This is a genomic window from Neobacillus solisequens, from assembly GCF_051233465.1.
Lineage (GTDB): Bacteria > Bacillota > Bacilli > Bacillales > Cytobacillaceae > Neobacillus.
On record NZ_JBKFGJ010000011.1, the window covers coordinates 213,699 to 235,506 of the forward strand.

The 21,808-nt window shown below is 41.0% G+C and carries 24 protein-coding genes; 8 read left to right on the plus strand and 16 right to left on the minus strand.

Annotated elements, in window-relative coordinates; genetic code table 11:
- Positions 1–90 precede the first annotated feature (90 nt).
- Positions 91–495, plus strand: coding sequence for a large conductance mechanosensitive channel protein MscL (gene mscL / locus ACI3K6_RS12480; RefSeq protein WP_435555089.1), 405 nt, complete (start codon positions 91–93; stop codon positions 493–495).
- Between the two features lie 76 nt (positions 496–571).
- Positions 572–1,180 carry a Bax inhibitor-1/YccA family protein gene (locus ACI3K6_RS12485; protein ID WP_335482267.1) on the plus strand — a complete coding sequence of 203 codons (609 nt, stop codon included), beginning with the start codon at positions 572–574 and terminating at the stop codon, positions 1,178–1,180.
- A gap of 38 nt (positions 1,181–1,218) precedes the next feature.
- Here the strand turns inward: ACI3K6_RS12485 and ACI3K6_RS12490 are convergent, their stop codons facing one another.
- The 10 genes from ACI3K6_RS12490 to safA form a co-directional block, all read right to left on the minus strand.
- Positions 1,219–2,553: a polysaccharide biosynthesis protein gene (locus ACI3K6_RS12490; RefSeq protein WP_335482251.1), complete on the minus strand. Its 1,335-nt coding sequence runs from the start codon at positions 2,551–2,553 to the stop codon at positions 1,219–1,221.
- A gap of 108 nt (positions 2,554–2,661) precedes the next feature.
- Positions 2,662–4,401 (minus strand): FTR1 family protein, encoded by a 1,740-nt coding sequence (locus ACI3K6_RS12495; protein ID WP_435555090.1) that lies wholly within the window; start codon positions 4,399–4,401, stop codon positions 2,662–2,664.
- Between the two features lie 28 nt (positions 4,402–4,429).
- Positions 4,430–5,719, minus strand: coding sequence for an iron uptake transporter deferrochelatase/peroxidase subunit (gene efeB / locus ACI3K6_RS12500; RefSeq protein WP_435555091.1), 1,290 nt, complete (start codon positions 5,717–5,719; stop codon positions 4,430–4,432).
- On the minus strand, positions 5,720–6,565 hold the full coding sequence (gene efeO, locus ACI3K6_RS12505) for an iron uptake system protein EfeO (protein ID WP_435555092.1): 846 nt from the start codon (positions 6,563–6,565) through the stop codon (positions 5,720–5,722).
- A 402-nt stretch (positions 6,566–6,967) separates the two neighbouring features.
- On the minus strand, positions 6,968–7,600 hold the full coding sequence (locus ACI3K6_RS12510) for a response regulator transcription factor (RefSeq protein ID WP_335482260.1): 633 nt from the start codon (positions 7,598–7,600) through the stop codon (positions 6,968–6,970).
- Positions 7,593–8,639: a sensor histidine kinase gene (locus tag ACI3K6_RS12515; protein WP_435555093.1), complete on the minus strand. Its 1,047-nt coding sequence runs from the start codon at positions 8,637–8,639 to the stop codon at positions 7,593–7,595. Before ACI3K6_RS12515 ends, ACI3K6_RS12510 begins: the two co-directional genes overlap by 8 nt.
- A complete protein-coding gene (gene liaF / locus ACI3K6_RS12520) occupies positions 8,636–9,370 on the minus strand; it encodes a cell wall-active antibiotics response protein LiaF (protein WP_435555094.1) in 735 nt (244 codons plus the stop codon). Before liaF ends, ACI3K6_RS12515 begins: the two co-directional genes overlap by 4 nt.
- Positions 9,371–9,447: 77 nt before the next feature.
- Positions 9,448–10,092 (minus strand): PspA/IM30 family protein, encoded by a 645-nt coding sequence (locus tag ACI3K6_RS12525; protein WP_435555095.1) that lies wholly within the window; start codon positions 10,090–10,092, stop codon positions 9,448–9,450.
- Positions 10,093–10,169: 77 nt separating this feature from the next.
- Positions 10,170–10,517 carry a lmo0954 family membrane protein gene (locus ACI3K6_RS12530; protein WP_335480531.1) on the minus strand — a complete coding sequence of 116 codons (348 nt, stop codon included), beginning with the start codon at positions 10,515–10,517 and terminating at the stop codon, positions 10,170–10,172.
- Between the two features lie 141 nt (positions 10,518–10,658).
- Positions 10,659–11,273 (minus strand): SafA/ExsA family spore coat assembly protein, encoded by a 615-nt coding sequence (safA, locus tag ACI3K6_RS12535; RefSeq protein ID WP_435555096.1) that lies wholly within the window; start codon positions 11,271–11,273, stop codon positions 10,659–10,661.
- Positions 11,274–11,374: 101 nt separating this feature from the next.
- Between safA and ACI3K6_RS12540 the strand changes: the two genes are divergently transcribed.
- The 4 genes from ACI3K6_RS12540 (at position 11,375) to ACI3K6_RS12555 (ending at position 13,860) form a co-directional block, all read left to right on the plus strand.
- Entirely contained in the window at positions 11,375–11,752 is a 378-nt protein-coding gene (locus tag ACI3K6_RS12540; protein WP_335480535.1) for a DUF1360 domain-containing protein, read from the plus strand.
- Between the two features lie 87 nt (positions 11,753–11,839).
- The gene (locus tag ACI3K6_RS12545) at positions 11,840–11,977 is read left to right on the plus strand and encodes a hypothetical protein (protein WP_435555097.1); all 138 of its coding nucleotides are present in this window, start codon (positions 11,840–11,842) and stop codon (positions 11,975–11,977) included.
- Between the two features lie 91 nt (positions 11,978–12,068).
- The gene (locus ACI3K6_RS12550; RefSeq protein WP_435555098.1) at positions 12,069–13,589 is read left to right on the plus strand and encodes an FAD-dependent oxidoreductase; all 1,521 of its coding nucleotides are present in this window, start codon (positions 12,069–12,071) and stop codon (positions 13,587–13,589) included.
- Positions 13,590–13,596: 7 nt separating this feature from the next.
- Entirely contained in the window at positions 13,597–13,860 is a 264-nt protein-coding gene (locus ACI3K6_RS12555) for a hypothetical protein (protein WP_435555099.1), read from the plus strand.
- 343 nt (positions 13,861–14,203) lie between these two features.
- On the opposite strand, the gene ACI3K6_RS12560 is transcribed toward ACI3K6_RS12555, so the two are convergent.
- The 5 genes from ACI3K6_RS12560 to ACI3K6_RS12580 form a co-directional block, all read right to left on the minus strand.
- Positions 14,204–14,338, minus strand: coding sequence for a hypothetical protein (locus ACI3K6_RS12560; protein WP_335479674.1), 135 nt, complete (start codon positions 14,336–14,338; stop codon positions 14,204–14,206).
- Positions 14,339–14,394: 56 nt separating this feature from the next.
- On the minus strand, positions 14,395–15,864 hold the full coding sequence (locus tag ACI3K6_RS12565) for an amidase family protein (RefSeq protein ID WP_435555100.1): 1,470 nt from the start codon (positions 15,862–15,864) through the stop codon (positions 14,395–14,397).
- 116 nt (positions 15,865–15,980) lie between these two features.
- Positions 15,981–17,120 (minus strand): DEAD/DEAH box helicase, encoded by a 1,140-nt coding sequence (locus ACI3K6_RS12570; RefSeq protein WP_335479678.1) that lies wholly within the window; start codon positions 17,118–17,120, stop codon positions 15,981–15,983.
- A gap of 74 nt (positions 17,121–17,194) precedes the next feature.
- Positions 17,195–17,494 carry a DUF5658 family protein gene (locus ACI3K6_RS12575; RefSeq protein WP_335479680.1) on the minus strand — a complete coding sequence of 100 codons (300 nt, stop codon included), beginning with the start codon at positions 17,492–17,494 and terminating at the stop codon, positions 17,195–17,197.
- A gap of 165 nt (positions 17,495–17,659) precedes the next feature.
- Entirely contained in the window at positions 17,660–17,911 is a 252-nt protein-coding gene (locus ACI3K6_RS12580) for an RNA-binding protein (RefSeq protein ID WP_435555101.1), read from the minus strand.
- Between the two features lie 405 nt (positions 17,912–18,316).
- On the opposite strand from ACI3K6_RS12580, the gene ACI3K6_RS12585 reads away from it, so the two are divergent.
- Both ACI3K6_RS12585 and ACI3K6_RS12590 read left to right on the plus strand, forming a co-directional pair.
- Positions 18,317–18,883 carry a copper resistance CopC family protein gene (locus ACI3K6_RS12585; protein WP_335479683.1) on the plus strand — a complete coding sequence of 189 codons (567 nt, stop codon included), beginning with the start codon at positions 18,317–18,319 and terminating at the stop codon, positions 18,881–18,883.
- Positions 18,884–19,972, plus strand: a complete 1,089-nt coding sequence (locus ACI3K6_RS12590; RefSeq protein ID WP_435555102.1) for a copper resistance D family protein — start codon at positions 18,884–18,886, stop codon at positions 19,970–19,972.
- Between the two features lie 240 nt (positions 19,973–20,212).
- Here the strand turns inward: ACI3K6_RS12590 and ACI3K6_RS12595 are convergent, their stop codons facing one another.
- Positions 20,213–21,676: an SH3 domain-containing protein gene (locus ACI3K6_RS12595; protein ID WP_435555103.1), complete on the minus strand. Its 1,464-nt coding sequence runs from the start codon at positions 21,674–21,676 to the stop codon at positions 20,213–20,215.
- Positions 21,677–21,808 lie beyond the last annotated feature (132 nt).

Below are 21,808 nucleotides of genomic sequence, written 5' to 3' on the forward strand. Positions count from 1 at the left end.
GGAAAAATAAACCTTCGTACGCCCTCATAGTTGAAATGGGTGAAATATAAAGGGTACAATTTGAACATACCAACTATGGGAGGTATTTATATGTGGAACGAATTTAAACAATTTGCGATGAAGGGCAATGTCTTAGATCTCGCAGTTGGGGTTGTAATAGGCGGAGCATTTGGAAAAATTGTCTCCTCGCTTGTCAAGGACGTGTTGATGCCGGTCATTGGCTTCCTTACGGGAGGCATCAATTTGGCCAAGCTTTCGTTCAAGTTTGGAGATGTGAAATTACATTATGGGTTGTTTATCCAATCTGTTATTGACTTTTTCATCATTGCCTTTTCTATTTTCCTGTTTATCAAATTCATTAATCGCTTTAAAAAGAAAGAGGAACCAGCTAAGGAAGAGCTAGTCAAAATGGATCGACAGGAAGAGCTGCTTACTGAAATTCGTGACTTATTAAAAGAACAGAAAGATTTTTTTAGAAAAAATGAAACATCTTGACCACTCGTTCGTATGTTTAAAGTAACAAATTATTTGAGGTGAAGAAGAATTGTATACACAAACATCTGTTGAAACAATGCCATCCGTGATTCGTACATTTGCCTTGTCACTGGCGATTGCCTTTATTGGAACGATGGCTGGATCCTTTATCCCGCCGGCGTTATTCTTACCATTAGCTATCTTGGAATTTGTGATGATTCTTGCGGCGGTGTTTTTCCGTCGTAAAAAAGCCATCTCCTTTTCATTTTTGTATATTTTTACGTTTATTTCGGGGATTACCCTATATCCGATTGTCGCTTATTATTTAGCTACTTCTGGTGCAAATGTTGTGTTAATGGCCTTCGGAACCACAACGGTGGTGTTTACTGGAATTGCCGTTTATGCAGCTAAATCAAAACGGAACTTCTCTTTCATGGGTGGTTTCCTGTTAGCAGCCTTGCTTGCTTTAGTGGCCATCGGACTTTTCCAACTGTTCATTCCGCTTTCTACAACAGGCATGCTGGCTTATTCCTTCATCGGAGTATTAGTATTTAGCGGTTACGTCCTATTTGATATCAGTCGGATGAAGCACCATGGTGTCAGACCGGAAGATGTTCCACTTGCCGCTTTAAGCTTATACTTAGACTTCATTAACCTGTTTGTCAGCATTCTACGTATCTTTGGCATATTAAATAGCAGAGACTAATAAAAAAGGAGCTGGGATCAAATTCCCCAGCTCCTTTTTTAACGTTCCGACGATTTTGGCAACAGACTCCTCATGAACAATGAAACATTAATCTTTTTACAAACGGTCGTATAATGCATTAAAAACAGCAAGACTGACTCTGTATTCATACCAATAATAATTCCATCCATCCGCCATTCCGACATCGATCCCAGCCATAGGATCAAGGCGAAGGAAATGACATTTGACCAAATAATATGGAGGAAGGCTTCTTTTATCATGTTAAAACCAATCATAAAGGCTTGCAAAGGCATGATAAAGTAATGGAACAAGAAAAATGGCCAGAGCATTTGTAAATACACCGCTGAAGTGTCTGATTTAAAAAAGAGTGATGTCAGTTGTGGAGCAAATAAATAGAAAATTACGACCGCAACGATACCATATACAAGGGTTAGCTTCATGGCTTGCTGGAGCATTATTCTTAAGGTTGGGTAATCCTTTTCGGAATAATGTTTTGACACCGCGGGGATTAACACAATCAGTAAGGAATGTGCGATGAATGCTGGAAAAAAGCCAATTGAAACGGCCACACCCATCAGCATGCCATACTGCTCAGTGGCCGCTTTTTCCGTAATTCCGGAATAGACCAGGGCAGCCTTGATGACAAACGGCTGTATCGCATTGGTAAAGGCTGAAAATAGGCGCATCCCCGTTGTCGGAATGGACACGGCCATTAAGTTTTTCCGGACCATTTTTCGATTAAGGTTGGAAAATGGCTGGCGCTTTAATTGTTGAAATTGAATCATAAACATCAGGACTAAATAAAGAAAGACAACTATTTCGCTGCCAATTAAGGTGCAGATCGCCACTAATAACGATGATTCGGCATTAAATTCAAAGAACCGGAACAGAGCAAACAAAACACCCAGCTGTACCATTTTCCTGAGAAAATTGGAGACAGCGATTTTTCCCATCTGCTGGTTCCCCATAAAATAGCCCCGTGCTACTGAAGTAAAGGAGATGACCGGTATTAAGATCAGTAACAGCCAGCGTATATATGGATGATACGTATTAAAGACAGGAATATACGGGATGATTAAAACTCCTAATAAAAATAGAATACTGGTGAAGATGATCGTCAGAGTAATCGCATGGTACAGGATATTCCGATGATACCGTTCCTCTTTCTCTGCAATAAATTTTGAAATCGACACAGGCAGTTCAAAACTGGCCAACAGGACAATTAAAAAGATCGTCGGTAAAATTGACATATACAGCCCTAACCCATGAGAGCCTAATTCCTTCGCTAATATCATATTGACCAGGACTTCAATTCCTTCTCCCAAAAAAGCCGTAGCCGCCAAAAAGAAAATACTTCGATAGTAAACTGCCATTTCTAAGTCTCCTTTTACATCATCTCACCTTATAAACCTATGAGACAAGACCCGTGAATAGTAGTTTGATTTCATTTTGACATGAAAAAAAGGGCTCTGCGCCCTTTTTTAAATATGAGATGCAACCGTTCGTTTTCGGATGATCCATGTCATGAGGATAATAACCCCAAGTAAACCTATCTGTGTTAAAGTTGTTTCCCATGTTGGATAGAATCCAATCCAATCGATGAATGGGAGCTGTTCTGCTGAACTCGTTGAAAGCATATTCGATACCTGTAAAGCATGGATACTGATTCCAAGAATTTTAAAGGCCAAAAAGTAGATTAATATCGTTGCCACTCGGAAGAAGAGCCTGATTGGAATTTTTACACTATAAAAAATCAGCATGAAACCAACCACTGCTAATATCACCAGTGCCAACACAACGCCTAGTATAAGCTGTTGCAGGCTGATATATGGGGTAATGCCTGTGTAAAAAATAATCGTTTCTGCCCCTTCACGGAAAACGGACAGAAAGCTGATAAAGGCAAAGGAAAAGAGACTCCCTTTGGCAATGGCCTGCTGCATCTGTGTATTAATGAACTTGTTCCAATTCCCAATACTAGATTTGTTATGGAGCCAGGCACCGACAGTTAACATCATAAACACAGCCACAACACCGGTAATTCCCTCGATCAATTCCCGGCTGGCTCCGGCAACTAGTTTGGAGAAGACGATATTGATTATGATGGCTAAAATGGCACTTGCCATCACACCCGCAACAACCCCTGCCCAAATCCATTTTTGCTTCTCAGTCTGACCGATTTTCTTTAAAAAGGCTAATAGCGTAACAATGATTAGCAATCCTTCTAAACCTTCCCTTAATAAAATTAAGGCTGCATCCCAGAAGGAATAATCTGTTTTACTTGTTAAAGGCTCTAAACGTGAGCTCAAATCTTTTACGATTGACGCCGCCTTTTCGGAATTCACTTTTCCCGAGTTTAAAATACTTATAGCTGTTGGAATTTCTGTTTCGAGATCACTGTAAAGTTTTGCATCCCTTGTTGAGACGTCCCCTTCAACCATTGGCCAGATTGTAAGAATTTCGTTTAATTGGTGGCTGGCACTTTGATAGTCTTTTTGAGTAATGGCTTTTTCCGCTTTTTGTAAAAGTGTCATTAAATCGGAAATCTGATAATCCTTTTGTTCCTGTTTGGAACTCTTACCCGCCAAAAAGTTATCGACTTCGGCCTTTAACAACTCTGCATTTGTTTTTGCTTTTTTAAGGTCAGCAGGCTCCTGAGTAATCGCAATGCGAATTAAAGCCATGTACTTTTCAATATTACCGTAGGCTGCAATACTTGTATCATGCACGACTTTTTCCGATGCACTCCATTGATTCAATAAAGCCTGGTATTGCAATTTGATTTTTGCCTGATCACCGGCATCAATCACCGCATTTAATTTTTCAATCAAAGGCTGTATCTGCTTTACTTTGTCTTTATTTTTATCAGCCGGATTTTGTTCTTCATCATACTGTACAACGGATGAGGATAAGGCTGAAAGACTGTTGGAGAGTTTCGTTTGATCTGCCTTCTCTTTAGCTAGTAAACTTTGAATCTCTTTCAGCTGTTGCTCGACTTTTTTCGCTTGTTTACTGTCAACTTTCTTTATGACTGCCCACTCTGTGGCGAATTGCTCGATATTTTTCGAAACCGCAGCCTGGTCGCCTGCCTTCGCTTTCATCAAGCTGTCACCAATCAGGACAAACAGTTCGTCATGATTCTCCGCAGCCGCTGCAGGCCGTACCCCCAGCAAGAATACGAATACCATAAATAGGATTAGAAGAATTTTTGATTGTTTTTGCATTTCTTTCTCCCCTTTGATCAAAGGAAAATCATGATTGAAAAATTGCTTCTCCAATATAACTTCCCTGCTTCACTCCAGGGAAACAGGCAAAAATGGCACTGCCCCGGTGTGACGTATACTCATTCAATTTATCGAGTTTTGAAAGCCGCGTTTGGATCGGAATGAATTGTTTGCTCGGTTTCCTCTGAAAACATAAGAAAAGCAGACCCGCGTCGAAGCTGCCTGTTTTGGGATCCATCCCGTTGGAATAAGAATAAGCACGGCGAAGAATTTGCTTGGTCCCGTCTCCATGAGACAGGCGCATATGTGAGTCTTTTGGGATATAATCCTGCCCATTCTCTGTTTTATGATTAAAATCAGGTCGATCTAACTCATTTTTTTGCCCGAGCGGTGCCCCACTGATTCGATAGCGTCCAAAGGTGGCTTCCTGCTCCTTTAAATTGGTACGATCCCAGACCTCGATAAACATTTCAATTTTTCGAACGACCAGATAACTTCCGCCAGTAAGCCAGTCAGGACCGTCACCTGACTGAACCCAAACCTGTTTATTCATGACCTTTTCATCGGTTACGTCCGGATTCACCGTTCCATCCTTGAAGCCAAATAAATTCCTAGGTGTCCCTTCTTTTGGATCAGCCTGTTTTGTTCGCTGGAACCCGGGTTGAGCCCATCGCAAAATTGCTTTGCCTCTGGCGATTCGAATTAAATTACGAACCGCATGAAAAGCCACCTGTGGATCATCTGCACAAGCCTGGATACACAAATCTCCCCCAGACCATTGATCTTCTAAAGCATCGAGCGGGAATGTCGGCAACTCTACTAATTCTGCTGGTTGCTTATGCTTTATGCCAAAACGGTCCTGACCGTCTTTCACGAAAAGAGTCGGCCCTGCACCAAAAGTAACCGTTAAATTTGATGCTGATAACCCCACCGCTTCACCCGTATCTTTTGGTGGAAGAAATTCATTGCTGGTAAGCTCGCCAACCGGTTTTCCTTCTGTCATAAAAGCAGCGGCCTCTGTCCAATCTTTAAGTAGCTTGATTAATTCACTTTTTTGTGTGGCTGTAACATCTAATGCAGCAAAATAAACATGGTTTTGCGTTTTTGTTGTAATTCCACTTTGGTGCTTTCCATAAAAGGGTTGGATTTCTTTGACGGTAGGATTAGATGCCTTGCCTTCCGTAATGGAAATCAGACCTCCTAGACCGGAGGCACCTATTAGGACCCCGACACCACCTACACCGGCCGTTTTCAGAATATCTCGTCTGGAAATTTTACTTGTTGTTAGTCCTTCTAAGTCAGTAGAATTCTTTGTCAATTAAGACGCCTCCGTAACAATACCTATTTGTGACAATGGCTCGGCAAGGGCATCAATTGCCTGACTTAGTTCCTTCACTTCATCAGACGTTAAATCGGTATATAATTTATAGCCTTCACCATTTTTATGCTTGTTTAATAGACTGTATACTTCATCAAATCGGGTGCGGATTTCTTTTGAAAGAGCCGGATCTTTTTTCTCTAACGCTGGATTTAATAGTTCATAAATCTTTTCTGCCCCTTCAACGTTTGCTGCAAAATCAAATAAATCAGTATGTGAATAACGGTCCTCTTCCCCGGTTACTTTCGATGTGGATACTTCGTTCAACAGGTCAACAGCTCCAGTAATCAATAGATCTGGTGTTACCTTTACTGTATCAACCTTTGCTCTTAATAGATTGACATCCTTCATGAGCTGGTCCGCGTATTGCTCATAACCCTTTGTGGTGTTCTCCACCCATAGACCTTTTTCAATACGGTGGTAACCGCCCCATTCCGCTTCGTCTACATCCCCTTCACGGGCATCGATTTTCGGATCAAGCTCACCGAACACCTCGGCAATTGGCTCGGCACGTTCATAATGCATACGCGATGGTCCATATAGCTCTTTCGCCTTGTTTATATCGCCATTTTTAACAGCTGTTGTAAAAGCTTCTGTGGAAGTGACAAACGCTTCAATTTCACTTAGGGCATATTGACGGTATTCATCTGTTACTCCTGTTAACTCTACAGCTCCCTTTTTCTTTGGTGCTTTTTCAGTAGTAGTCTTTTCTGTATTCCCGCAACCTAATAATAGACTGCTTGAAAGTAATAAAATCCCCGATACCTTAATCATAGATCTATTCATTGAAAAATCCTCCGTACAATCAGTAATGATAATCATTTTCATTTTAACAGTAACTGAGAAGAATTTTCAATTGTTTTTTTCTATTAAGATAGTATTTTTGTTTTTAAAAATGGATGTGTTAAAGAACAGTGTTGATTTTTTACACTCTGTTGAATGTAGCGGAAGGTGCGAAGACTCCTCGAAAATGCTAACGCATTTTCTTCGTGCGTGGGCAAATTCTAGGATGAAAATCAATGTCCTGTGGGAGTACGGTTCAGGAGAGACCCCGCAGGCGCAAGCGCCGAGGAGACTCGCCGAAACGCCCACGGAAAGCGAAGCACCTGGAGCGCAAATCAACAGCCAAGTTTAACACAGCCTAACAAATAAAAGACTTCCCAGTATATCTCTGGAAAGTCCCTTAGATTATTTAATTAATGAATGTTTAAATGCATAAATCACGGCCTGTGTACGATCTTGGACGTTCAATTTGCTTAAGATATTGCTGACGTGGGTTTTAACGGTTTTTAAAGCAATAAACAATTCATCCGCAATGTCCTGATTGGTTTTTCCTTCGGCCATTAACAGTAATATTTCGAGCTCCCGGCTAGTAAGTTCTTCATGGGGCAAGTGCTGTGTTTTCTGACGCATTTTCATCATCATTTTTCCAGTAACCTCAGGCTCGAGAACGGATTGTCCATGATATGTAGCCCGAACCGCATTAGCAATTTCACTCGCTTTTGAGGTCTTCAGCATATAGCTGGTTGCACCTGCTTCTAGTGCCGGGTAGACCTTCTCATCGTCCAAAAAGCTTGTGACAATAATAACCTTGGCATCTGGCCACTGTTCAATGATTTGCCGTGTTGCTTCGATGCCATCCATTTCTTTCATGACTAAATCCATCAAGATAATATCGGGGCGAAGGGAAAGCGCAAGCTCTACGCCTTTCATTCCGTTATCCGCCTCTCCAACCACATCGATGTCAGGTTGGGCGGAAAGATACGCGGACACACCAATCCGCACCATTTCATGATCATCCACAAATAACACTCTAATCATTTGCCACATCTCCATTTTTTAACACTGGTACTTTTACTTCCAGCCTGGTTCCTTTATTTTTCACGCTGATGACCTTTAAGGTTCCGCCGATTTCAAGCGCTCGTTCATGCATATTCTGCATTCCGTAAGAGCCGGCTTTAGCCTCCTCCACAAGAAAGCCCACACCGTCATCCACAATGCGCATGATCACCAGGTCATCACGTTTAATCAGCAATACCTCTAGGATATTTGCTTTCGCATGTCTAAGTGTATTCGAAACAGATTCTTGGAGGATTCGGAACAAATGGTCCTCGACCCCTTTATCAAGTGAAAAAGCTTCTACTTTCCATTTAATATCCATAGTTACCTTAAGAGATAATTCGAGCATCAGCTCCTCAATTCCTTCTTGAAGAGTTTTATTTTTGAGTGCAACTGGACGAAGATGAAGCAGCAGGGCACGCATTTCTAATTGAGACTGATGAATCATTTCTTCCACCATTTTCAGCTGTTTGGCTTCAAAATTTTCCTCAGGTGATTTCTGTTCATTAATTGCAGACATCATCATCGAGGCCGCAAATAATTGCTGGCTAACCGAGTCGTGCAGTTCACGGGCAAGTCGGTTCCGTTCCTGTTCAATGATTTCCTGGATTCTTGCCTCTTGGTCCTCCACTTTTTCGGTAGCAAGCCGCTGGGATAGCTTGGCCTGCTCGGCAATTTGCTTCCCGATTTTCTCAATTCTTTTGGCGATGGTTTGCATTTCGGTAATCGCTGGCTTTTCTTGAAAATCGGTGTGCTTCCCTTCTTCAAGCTGATGTAAGGAATGGTCAATGCTTAGAAACTGGTTGCGCCAATATAGGCCCGTTAATGCTCCCAAAAGGATGCCAATCACAATACTAAAGGATGGGACAAACACAACAAAAGGTATACCCATAAAATGCTTTGTCCATAGTTCTGACCAATCATTTAATGGATATACGACTAGGAACACTGCACCGATGAAAATCGAAGTAAAGAAACCAAACGTGATTCCCCAGACGATTTGACGACCTGTTGTACTCATATTCGGCTCACCTCTAAATTCCCGACGATGAGCGAAGTAAAGATTTTTATTTTTTGCTCTGCCGTGTCATAGCCCGGTGTTTTTACCTGATACACCTGGTTAAAAATCTTCTGCTCCTGATGCTCAAACACCTTGGTGCCACCCATAATACCGGAATGATGAATACTTACTTCCAATTCATACGGAACAAGAACGTGAACATTTCCGATGATATTGCGGATAAAAATGACAGTTTCTCCTTTAGGCAGCATCGTAAAGCTAAGGTCGATGACCGTATCACCAATCCCCGTCTGAATGTTAATATCATCCCATTCGTATACTCCATTAGGCGTTTTTTGTTGGCCAATAAATTTATTTTCAAAAAGTGGTTTCGTTTTAATTAGTGTTTCCATTGTTAGCTGTTGTACCGGTTCAATAAATTGCGGATTCATTTTGTTGGGATTTCTTTTGGAAGTAAGATATTGAATAAAAAAGTGCAGTAAGATGGCTAATAATAAAAATTTAAACGTCATCATATTGAAGATACTGATCGCAAAGAAGACAATTCCCCCGTAAAATAGCAGCCTGCCGAACTTCTTTTTCATTCTTTTTCTACCAAGGTATATCATTCCACCAGCGATAAAAAGAGAGAAAATAAGCCCACTATTGAAAAATAATATTTCCAGCAGCAACACAACGATTCCTATAAAGACCAGCCAGGCGGTATAATCGTTTTTAGCATTTTTAAACATCGGCTCACCCTCCCTTTTTATTTTATGGATAAAAGGCGTAGGAACCTACGCCTCTTCTAGAATATCATTTTTTCAGCCTAAATGGACTTGCTTTCTTCTAATTTCGTGTCTTTTTCTAGCTGCGCAATTCTGGCATCGATCGTGCTGCGATAGTAGGAGCTGTTGACTTGATGCTCCAAGCGATCTAAGTAGTTATCGATATCTTTAAAGCGAGAATAAGATTTGCTTGAATAGTCATTTTGATCAAGCACCTGGTTAATGCGGTGGTTTGCACGGGCGATATTTTCACGACCCATTAGTTCCATACGGCGCAGATGCATGTCTTTCAGTTTATGTTTCATTTCCTCATATTTGCGCTCCAATTCAGCAAGCTGCCCATTTACTTGTTCAAGGGAAGCACTTAGGCGCTGTGCTCTATCGGCATATTGTTCATATTCGGCTTGAGCAAATTGATGAAGCTCTGTTTCACCGGCTCTTAAAGCCACTTCTGCTTGATATTTTCGCTTTTCGGCTAGATCAGTTGCTTGCCGTTGTTCTCTTGAAAATTCATCTTTCAATTTATATTGGCGCTCCACCAATTTGCGTACCTTTTCAGTCTCCAGCTCACATTCACGAAGATATTGATTTAGCATCGCTATTGGGTTTTTTTGTTCCTTTTGATCCATTGCTTCATGTAAATCAGCCATTACCACGTTTTTAATTCTTGAAAATAAATTTGTCATGTTCATACTCTCCTTTTTATTGTTCTTTAAATTGGATGTTGATTTTTTTGCTCTAGGCACTTCAAATTCTACGAGTTCTAATAATTTTTCAATTCATTCCATTGTTTTTCAAAGTTCACAAATGGATCTGATTCTTCTTGGAATTTTGTGTGTTTTGGTTCATTCCACTTTTTATATACAAGGTAAAGCACATAAGCTGCTGCTACACCAATGATGGCTGGGACGTTATGGATGGAAGCCGCGATGATGATCACCCCAATAATCGCCAAAGCAATTTTAGAACCAGTTGATTTTGCTTGTAAGAACTTTTTAAAGATGAAGTACAGCAGTGCTGCGCTAATCAGCAGCCCCACCATTGGACCTATGGATGACAGTAACACCACTGCGGCAATCCCACCTGCTAAAAGTAAACCAAATTTTTTCATTTTCTTTGTCACTCCCTTTCGTTATCTTGATATCATCTTACCTCTTTTCTCGGGGTTCCATAATTGCGCTGGAGCTTGATTTTTATCTCGGTCTCTAGACGTAGAAAGGGTCAGTCCCGCATCGGAACTGACCCTTCTACCTTATTTCGAAATAAACATTTGCACCCAGTAGTAGCGCTGGGAACCTCCTTGTGCATAACCAACACCAATATAAGTGGATGATGTACTCAGGATATTGGCTCTGTGTCCTGGACTGTTCATCCATGCTTGAACGACTGCCGCAGGGGATGTTTGTCCCGCCGCAATGTTTTCAGCAGCAGTGCGATAGCTGATGCCGAAATTCTTCATCATGGTGAATGGGCTGCCATAGGTTGGACTTGTATGGCTAAAATAGTTTTTGTCGCGCATGTCCATTGCTTTATAGCGCGCCACCCTTGAAAGCTCCCAATCTGGTGTCAAAGGCTTTAAGCCATTTTTAGCCCGTTCTTGATTCGTCAATTGAATGACTTGATTCTCTATTGACTTAACCCCACTTATATCGGGTATGGTTACTTTTTGCCCCGGATAGATTAAGCTAGGATTCTTAAATTGCGGATTGGCCTGAATCAGTTCGGAAATTCCCACTTGATACCTGACCGCAATTTTCCAAAGCGAATCGCCTGACTGAACGGTATAGATTTGTTGAGCAAACGAAATGCTTGGAATCGAAAACAATGATAATAAAAACAGTAGCCCAAACCAAAAAGATTTTTTCATTTTTTCGCCTCCTCCGAATATATATTTTTGATTTCAGGCTCAAAATATACAGGTAGTACTAAAATATTTTTCAAGGAATTTCAGGGCTTGGAGGACTGTAAGTGAGAGACATTTCCTGGATGACGTATGTCATGCTAATATTGGCCAGTTACCGATTTACCCATTTAATTGTGTTTGATAAAATTACCGAATCCATCCGCAAGCCCTTTGTTAAAAAGGTAACCGTGGAAACGGCTGACGGTGAAACCTCAACAAAAGAAGTCCCAACATCCATGTTCGGCTATTTATTAAAGTGCTATTGGTGTGCCGGAGTGTGGAGTGCTATCTTTTTTGGCACGGCTTATTTGCTTTTTCCCAAGATCACCTTTGTCGTGATTTTGATTTTTTCTATCGCCGGAGGGCAATCGATTATTGAGACCTTTGTAGGTGTCAACATTAAAAAGGTGGATTACTATTCGGATTTGAAAAAAAAGGACTAACGGACGCATAGAACTAGCAAGAAGATTCTCGTCTTTGCATATATCTTTAGAAAGCTTTCCGAAAGCTGACTAAAGGGGGATCTAACCATGGCTATATGGTGGGCAACTTTGATTGGATTTGTCATTTGCCTTGGCATTGCGGGAGGAGTTTTCGTTCATTTTTTAAGAGGTGGGCTGGATATGGAGAGTTCCACACGCGTTGACAAAATAGATCCCGATAAATAACCATAGGAACCCTTTGATGGGTTCTTTTTTACGGAAATACATGATTTTTTCAATTTAGGAAAAATTAAACATAAAAAACTGGAGGGTTACAATGAGTCCATCAGAAAAAATCCCACAATTCCCGCGAACCTATTGGCGAGAAATCGATTTGCCTAAGTTCGACGTATTGAATGAAGATATTTCCGTTGATGTATGTGTGGTCGGTGCCGGTATAACTGGAATTACGGCTGCCTATTTATTGGCTAAAGAAGGCGTTAAAGTTGCGTTACTGGAAGCCGGAAGTGTTCTGAATGGAACGACGGGACATACCACAGCCAAATTAACCGCTCAACACAGCATAATTTATGATGAATTAATTAATCATTTCGGTGAGGATCAGGCTAAATTGTATTATGAATCGATGATGAGTGCTATTCAATTTGTGGAAAATTCCGGGGTGGATTGCGATTTCAGCAAAGAAGACGCCTATGTGTATGCCACCACGGAACAGTATGTTGAGACATTAAAAACTGAATTGGAGGCTTACCAGAGGCTGGGAATTGACGGCTTTTTAAAGGATACAATTCCGTTTCAACATATTCCAGTTAAAGGGGCCCTGGTTATGCGAAATCAGGCTCAGTTTCACCCGTTAAAGTTCTTGCGGTCCCTTTTGGACGATGCTGTAAAGGCAGGTTGTTCCGTATACGAAAATACCGTCGCCATGAATATTGAGGACGAAGATGATTCCCCTATAATTGAAACAAAAGCCGGTCACCGTGTCACATGCAAGCATGTCATTATGGCTACACATTTTCCATTTTGGGACAAGCCTGGGCTTTATTTTGCCAGAATGTATGCAGAACGGTCATATGCCATAGGGATCAAAACGGATAAAGAGTATCCAGGCGGCATGTATATCAGTGGTGATGGACCGACACGATCCATTCGTTCCACCCCTTTCGAGGATGGGCAATTATTGATTATTGGGGGTGAAAACCACAAAACGGGCCAAGGTGAAAATACGATTACCCATTATGAAGCACTGGAGGACTTTGCTGAAGAGGTATTTGGGATTAATGAGTACCACTATCGCTGGTCTGCTCAGGATTTAGTAACATTGGATAAGGTGGCCTACATCGGGCCGATTACGTCCGAACGGGAAAATGTGCTGATTGCCACCGGATATAAAAAATGGGGCATGACCACCGGCATATTGGCCGGACATTTGCTAACGGATTATGTATTGAATCGTGCCAATCCCTATAAAGAGCTATATGGTCCATCACGGTTCCACGCGGATCCGGATTTAAAAAGTATCCTTACTGCCAATGCGGATGTGGCCAAGCACCTCATTAATGGCAAGCTTGAATTTTTCCCAAGGGAACCTGAGGATTTGCAAGTCGGAGAAGGTTCTGTTGTCATGTTTAATGGTAAAAGAGCCGGCGGGTATCGGGATGAAAATGGCAAATTGTATGTAGTTGATACATCATGCACCCATCTTGGCTGTGAATGCGCGTGGAATGCTGCAGAAAAGACGTGGGATTGCCCTTGCCATGGATCTAGATATGCCTATTCTGGGGGTGTAATTGAGGGGCCAGCACTGAAGGCGTTGGAGTTATTGAAAGAGGAGTAGTGGGGTTTTGGATTTTCTTCGTGACTGGCACGGATTGATTGATTTATCGACGCGTTTTGGGTCGTTATCGACACGTTTTGTGGTTTATCAACGTGTTCCGGGTGGGTATCGACGTATTTTTTGGATTTATCCACGCGTTTTGGGTGGCTATCTACACGTTTTGTGGTTTATCAACGTGTTCCGGGTGGGTATCGACGTATTTTTTGGATTTATCAACGCGTTTTGGGTGGATATCTACACGTTTTGTGGTTTATCAACGTGTTCCGGGTAGGTATCGACGTATTTTTTGGATTTATCAACGCGTTTTGGGTGGATATCCACACGTTTTCTGGTTTATCAACGATTTCCGGGTGGGTATCGACGTATTTTTTGGATTTATCAACGCGTTTTGGGTGGATATCCACAAGTTTTGTGGTTTATCAACGTGTTCTGGGTGGGTATCGACGTATTCTTTAGATTTATCCACGAGTTTTGGGTGGATATCAACGCGTTTTTGGGAATTATCGACGCATTTCGTGAAATATCACCGTGTCTTTACGGTTACCAACGTACTTAAAGTGATATCAACATAAATTAAAACGCCTCCCACAATCAGGAGGCGTTTTCCCTATTATTTATTTACCATGCGGACGGTTCCGCTTCAAATCTTCACCTGTTTCAAATTCAACCAATTCTTCACTCGTTCTCATCGCTTTTTTACGATTATTGTTACGCTGAGCATTTTGGTTACCAAGTTTCTGTCTGCCCACACCTATCATCTCCTTTTTTAAGAGGTCAATGATAGTATGAGTGAAAGTCTGCCTTGTTATTCTTTTTCAAATATGGGCGGTTTTCTAGATTTCGTCAGTTGTTCAAAAGCATATGCTACTTCAATTAACACGGGCTCACTGTAAGCTGTTCCTGCAAAGGTAATCCCGACTGGTTCTCCCAGTGAAGTATAGCCAATCGGAACGGCAATGGAAGGATATCCGGCTTTGGCGCTAATATGTGACCCTTCTTCCCCAGGAAAAACAATGACATCTAACTGATTTTTTTCTAAGGCATAATCAATTCCCTGCTTTGTGGCATGATAACGCTCAAACTCCAGCGCCTCAATATACTCTTTTTCCCGCAAAGATCCGCTCGTTGCTTCAGATTCAAGCAACACAGACTGCCCATATTTCAACATTTTTTCTTCATCTTGAAGATTAAATTCGATTAAATCAGCTAGACTTCTAATCGGGACGGTCGGAGGCAACTGGCTTAAATATGAATTTAAGTCTGCTTTAAACTCATACGTTAATACATCGTATTTCCAGTCCTCCTTTGCGCTCGGTATTTCTATTTCTTCCATCACCACAGAGCCTGAATTTTTTAACACTTCAATGGCTCTAAGCACAACCTCTTGTTTTTCTTTATTTTGAAACTGGATAAATCCATCTAAGGCGATTCCGATTCTCTTGCCAGCGAGTCCGTCTTTTTTTAAGTGAGTAGTAAAATCTCGATCAGCAAGCGGGTTGGTCAAAGTAATCGGATCTTCCTCGTCTACCCCACATAGCGCAGTCAACAGGATCACCGCATCCTCCACCGTTCTTGCCATAGGCCCTGCTGTATCATGGGTGTGAGCGATCGGGATAACACCTCGGCGGCTAATCAGACCAACAGTTGGTTTGATGCCTACGAGAGAGTTTTGACAAGACGGATTAAGTATAGAGCCTGAGGTTTCTGTCCCAACTGCTGCCGCTGCCAAATTGGCAGCAATCGCAGCTCCTGACCCTGAACTTGAGCCGCCAACATCAAACTTATCCGGTCCATATGGATTGAGGACCTGGCCACCGCGCGAGCTATAGCCGTTCTTCATGCCGATTGCCATGAAATTGGCCCACTCGGTCATGTTTGTTTTTCCGAGAATTACTGCTCCGGCTTTTCGCAATTGTTCAGCGACAAAGGAATCTCTGGGGGCAATCGAGTTCTTTAGGGCCAAGGACCCTGCGCTGGTATGCATTTTATCATGGGTATCAATGTTATCCTTAATTAAAATCGGAACCCCGTGCAAACTGCTGCGCGGACCAGACTGCCTGCGCTCTGCATCAAGAGCAGCAGCAATTTGCAAAGCGTCAGGATTAACCTCCAGAACGGAATTAATCTTTGGGTCTATCGAAGCAATCCGGTACAAGTAAAGCAAAACCAATTCCTGTGAAGTTAGTTCCCCACCAGCAAACTTCTCCTGTATTTGGCGAATCGTCACTTCCTCCAGCCATTCTTCACCTAATCGCCTTAACTTCGGATTTTCCATTTCTTCCCCTCCAAATGATCCTATCTTGAAGATTGTCCACCCCAGATGGACAAAATACCATTTTGTCCACGGGCGGTGCCTGTCACCCTTTATTTTTCACCCTTTATAAGTTAATTTCATTTTTGCCGTAGTTTTTGTTGTTCTTCTGCGATCTGTCCTTTGAAGAAGATTCGTTTGTGAACGGGTACTTTTAGTTCGCGGCAATAGCGTTTGAGTTCGCGTTCTTCTCGTTCGGTGACTAGTGAGATGACGATGCCATTGGCGCCCATTCGGCCGGTTCTGCCTGCCCGGTGGATGTATTGGTTGATATCACGCGGGAGGTCGATTTGGACGACGTGGGTAATTCCTTGGATATCTAGGCCTCTTGCGGCGACGTCGGTAGCGATGAGCATGGTTATTTTTCCTTCACGGAAGTCCTTTAGCGCTGCCTGACGCTCCAGTTTCTTCATATCGCTGTGTAATACGGCAACGGAGAGCTCTTTGAAATTTAATTTTTCTTTTAAAACTTGAATTTCCCCAATGTCATTAATGAACGCAAGGGTTTTACTGTTTTCTAAGCGGGCAATCTTTTCAAGCAGCTTGGCTTTTTCTCGTTTTTCCCCAAAGAAATATATGTGCTCTACTTCGCCTGATTGAGAAATCTCATCTTTGGAAATCCGAATGACTTCCGGCTGTTTTGTCAATTCTTTCGCCAGTTTTTCAGCACCCGCCTTAAGGGTTGCCGAAAATACCACGACTTGTCGGTCAGCCATTGCGGATTTAACGATGCCTTGAACAGAGCTGAGATGCTCCGGAATAAGTAGCTGGTCCCCTTCATCTAGGACAATCATTTTAACCTCATGCATCTTTACTTTTTTCTGTTTAATTAACTCCAAGAGCCTTCCAGGAGTGGCGAAAATAATGTGAGGACGCTTTTTTAATTTTTCCAGCTGCCGTTTCAGGTTGGCTCCGCCAATAATAGATGTACCTCTAATGCCGCTACCTTCTGACCATTTTTGGAATTCTTGGAAAATCTGCATAACCAGCTCTTGAGAAGATGCCAACACAACCGTTTGCAGTGCCTGAGATTCCGGTTCCATTTTGTTTAGCAGAGGCAGTAAATAGGCTAATGTTTTCCCTGTGCCTGTCGGGGATTCAGCGATCAGATCCTTCCCTTCAAGAATGAATGGAATCGCTTCCTGTTGAACGGCCGTTTCCGTTTGGAACCCCGATTTTTCCCATATATTTTGTAAAAAAGGCTTAAGTGTGTTTATCATACATGACTCCTTTAAAATCATTCATTTCTTATTGATACTAACTTATCATGCGGGCAGTGTCCAGATTTCAAGGGTTAGATTGAAGGATTTAAGTAGAAGATGATCCATACGATGTGCAGAACGATGACGGAGAAATACAGAACGCAGGTCGAAACCAATAACATCCGAATTTTTCCTTGTAATGGTCGAAGATAATATAAACCGAGTAGCACAAGCGGGAGGATAATTTTTATAAAATAAAAATAGTACCAACCATGCTCCATGACCATTCTCATCATGGGATTTCCTTCTTCTATGACACCAGACACAATCCCCAATTGGGTCAGTAAGGCATCCAATGTCCCCGCAATCAGCAGAAATATACAAAGCCTCATTCATTATCCTCCCTAAAATCTTGCCAATTTATCAATCCGTGCCTTTTTCAGCATTACTCCAAAACATTCCAATCAAATAATAACATATTAAGAATTATTTTGTTCTTAAAAACGCACAACAACATAAAAAAATACCCCCTAACAACGGGGATATAACTTTTAATATTAATCTAATTTAACAGCCATTAATCGGAAATGCATCGGTTCTAATTCAGTGACGATCACATTCATCCCCAAAGATTGTAAGTTTGCAATCAGTGGCTCCGCGCGATGAGGTAGATGAATTTCAATAATACTGTCTTTAGGAGCAGCTTTAATTGCATTTAATATTTCACGCCTCGGGTGTTCCCCTTTAGCTATTCTTGCACGCATATCGATGATGACTCTTTTTCCCTCAATTTGAATTCCTTCAGACATGGCAAGTACTCCTTTATAAAAAGTCTCTGTTAAACTAGTCTGTTGATTTCCGCTCCAGGTGCAAGCGGTTCGTGGGCGTTTCGTGAGCCTACTCGGCGCTTCCGCCTGCGGGGTCTCGCCAGAACCTTACTCCCATAGGAGTCTTCGCACCTTCCGCTACAATCAACAGAGTGTAAAAATATCAACACTGTTCTTTAACACAGCCTTTAAAAAATATACCTTAGTTTAGCACTTCTAAAATTGAAAGGTATTGATATAAATCATAGCTAAGTGACGTTTGCCTAATTTAGCCCTTGTTAAGAAATTTGACAGTTTTGTGTACATTGCTTGCTAATTGGGATTAGCGTTGAAAATTAGTGATAGAATGACAACAGGTATGTTAACAATATAATGGAGTTGACTATATTGAAAAAGAAAATCTCCTTTATGATATTTTTGCTGTTTTTTTTATTCGGTACTAGTGCATTTGCTCACTCTCACTTGGAGGATTCTACCCCTAAACAAGGGGAGATTCTTACCCAATCACCTAAAGATTTCATCCTTACTTTTGAAACAAATGTAGAGCAAACAAGTACATTTTTCATAACAGATCGAAACGGAACGGAGATTCCCCATCTAAACGTAAAGATTGATGGTAATAAGTTAGTGGGGACGAAGGGCGATGCTTTGACAAACGGAGCTTATGATATCCATTGGAAGGTTATTGGTACGGACGGCCACCCACTAGAAGGTAATATTCCTTTTACTGTTCAACTCCAAGGTAGCCAATCTACCACAGCACCTTCTAATAGTTCGACGAAAGAAACAAAAGCTGCTGTTGTAAAAAAGGCTAATAAGGAATCTGCAACTCCCGCAAAGCTAAAACAATCTGACCCAATGGTTAGAAACTTAATTGTTCCGATTTCGGTGGGACTATTCCTTGTTGTTGGAGCAGCTAGTTATTGGCTATTTTATCGGAGGAAACAAGTCTAAATGATCTTCATAAGTGTTCTTAGCGAGGCTTTGCTTTATATCTGCTTATCATTTTTATTGGGCAGCTTTATTTTACAGTTGGTTCCTGTGATTTCACGGCCAGCTGTTAAGGTCCCTAAAGTTACCCTTCTTACAGCAGCTCTTGGAGTTGCTTTTTTCTCGTTTGTTCCTGTTTTAAAAATTATCCTTTATTTATATCATGGTCTTGGTTTGGGAATGACTATCACCTCTGTATTATTGAATTTCGAGGTGGGAAAGTCGTGGATTAGCACTGGAGTCATCTCCCTTATTCTGTTTATTTATATACTTCCGATCAAATTGGAGCAACGACCGATTTTTTCCATAAATGCGCTATTGTTAACTGTCGCTCTAATTGCCACCATTGGTTGGTCCAGCCATGCGAGCTCCTTATCAAGATGGCCGGGATTTGTAACCCATACCACCCACATGTTAGCTATTAGCATCTGGGTAGGAATTTTACTAACTGTCAGCTGGTTTTCTAAAAATCACGAGAATTGGCTTGCTTTCTTAAAATGGTATTCACCTGTCGCGATGATTTGTTTATTTTTTACCATTTTATCCGGTCTTGCCTTGATGACCTTTGTGATGAACTTACATGATTACGTTAATTCATGGACGATTTCCTATGGACAAGCCCTGTTAATTAAGCACTTAGCCATCGCACCACTCCTGGTATTTGCGTTTATCAATAGCAGTTTGATTCGAAAAAAAATGGTTAATGATTCTTCGTTTAGTCCGCTACCGTGGGCAAGACTGGAGAGCGTAACTGTCATATTGATTTTCTCGATTACTGGTTCATTAAGCCAGCAATCTCCACCGCATGAAATTAGTACAACGATAAAGGAGACAGGAACCTCAAAACTATTTAACTTTTTCCATCAAGGAGTCTCCCATCTGCCTTTACACTTTAGATTTAATGTCACTTCAATGATCTTTTTGCTGACTGCTCTGTTTTTCTTAACATGCATCCTATTAACCTTTGTAAAAAGGGCACCAAAAGCAATGGCCCTCATCATGAGTATCCTGTTTATCCTGGCAAGTTATTTGGCATTCATGTATAGCGTTTAAAAAGGCAGAGAGAATCTCCCTGCCTTTTTTTAATGGATTGAATTCACCCGTTTATCCTTTAGATTGATGATGCCATAATTATTTGAAATGGAATCTTAAAAGTGGGAAAAAATCGGCAGATTAGTTTCTTAGAATTAACTCCCTATAAAAACAAATGAAGGAAAGCACCTATATTACGATGTGTGCCTTTATTGTATAATCCTTCAAAGCTGTGCCCTCATTTGGAGTCTATTAATACGATTATTGGAGAGATACCAACGTCATTAATTGACCCCTGTTCCCTTCAAGCGTTAGTGTTACATTCTTTCCTTTATAATTAAATAATTCACTTTTCATGTTGTCTAATGCTTTTGCAGTATATGTAGTGCCATTAGGCGTGATAAAACGAAAAGTTCCTTGAGGATCCACCTCTGCTAATGTAGCTGCTATTTGAATTTGATTAATAGTAGATTCAGGATTGTAAGGAACCTTGATGATTTGTCCAATTTTCAACTTTGATGAGTCAACTCCCAGATTTAGATCTTGAATGAATGAAACAGAAACACCTAATGTTTTTGCGATTTTTGTAAAGGTGTCACCACTCTTGATGACATATGTATTTGTATTTTTAACTGTTTCATTCATATTTTTCCTTGGTTCATCATTCGTTAAATAAGTCTCATTAACAAACGCTTCTTTTCCATTGAATGTAATCTTGGCCCAACCATTTGTTGTTGATTTCACAGATATACGATCATTTAATTTTAATGTGCCAAGGATGGTACTACTCGTTGAAGCTGCTTCTCTTACTCTTAAGGTTGTGGCAGTAACATACTGCGTTTTGGTGATTTGGCTGGTTGTTGGTTCATTCTTCGTTAAATAAGATGCACTGACAAAGGCTTCTTTTCCATTGAATGTAATCTTGGCCCAACCATTGATGGTTGTTGTCACTGACACACAATCATTAAATTTCAATAAACCAATTATTGTACTACTCGTTGAAGCTGCTTCTCTTACTCTTAAAGATGTAGCAGTTACATACATTGTTTTAGTGATTTTGCTAGGTGTTGGCTCTACTGATTCTTTAAACGTAAGGTAATCAGCACTCACATAACAAAGTCTTCCTTTAATCAAAATGGCCGCCCATCCGTTTTCTACGGATACAACCTTAACAACATCACCTTCTTTAAACTTACCAAGAATACTGCTCGTAGTGTTTGGCTGGGAACGAACATTGAGTATGGTGGCATTTACCATTCTGTCTTGAACTTTCGGCAATAGAATTTTCTTTCCCTCAATAGATGACAGCCCATTTGCATCTAATATTTCTTGTGCAGTTACACCATGTTTTGCAGCGATTTCTTCAATTTTTTCTCCACTCTTAACCTGATACGTGTATTCTTCAATACATCCAGCATTCGAAGTGTTTCCAAAAAAGCCAAGAACAATGGTAAAAATACCAGTCACTACTAATCTTTTGGCAGGATTCTTTTGAATCCATTGGTGAACCTTCGAAACATATGTATTCCAATTATCACTTATATCTTTTAGGAATCCTTTGACATCCAGCACATTACGAATATCAAAATAATTTGCGCTCTTATAATATTCACGTCTTTCCATCCTTGAAGTGAAAACAGGTATACTTTTAGGTTGCCTGATTTTTCGGTGGGTCTCTTTCCTGGTTACCTTCAACTCACCATTTAAAAATAATTCCTCTTTCAAAATAACGCCCTCTCTTATCCCATCTTGATTTCTAAGTAAATGGATGATCATCCATTTACGCACTATATATGATTCGGCTGTCAATAATTTTTTTTGTCCATATTTGTTAATAAAAGTCGAAATTAGATGAAT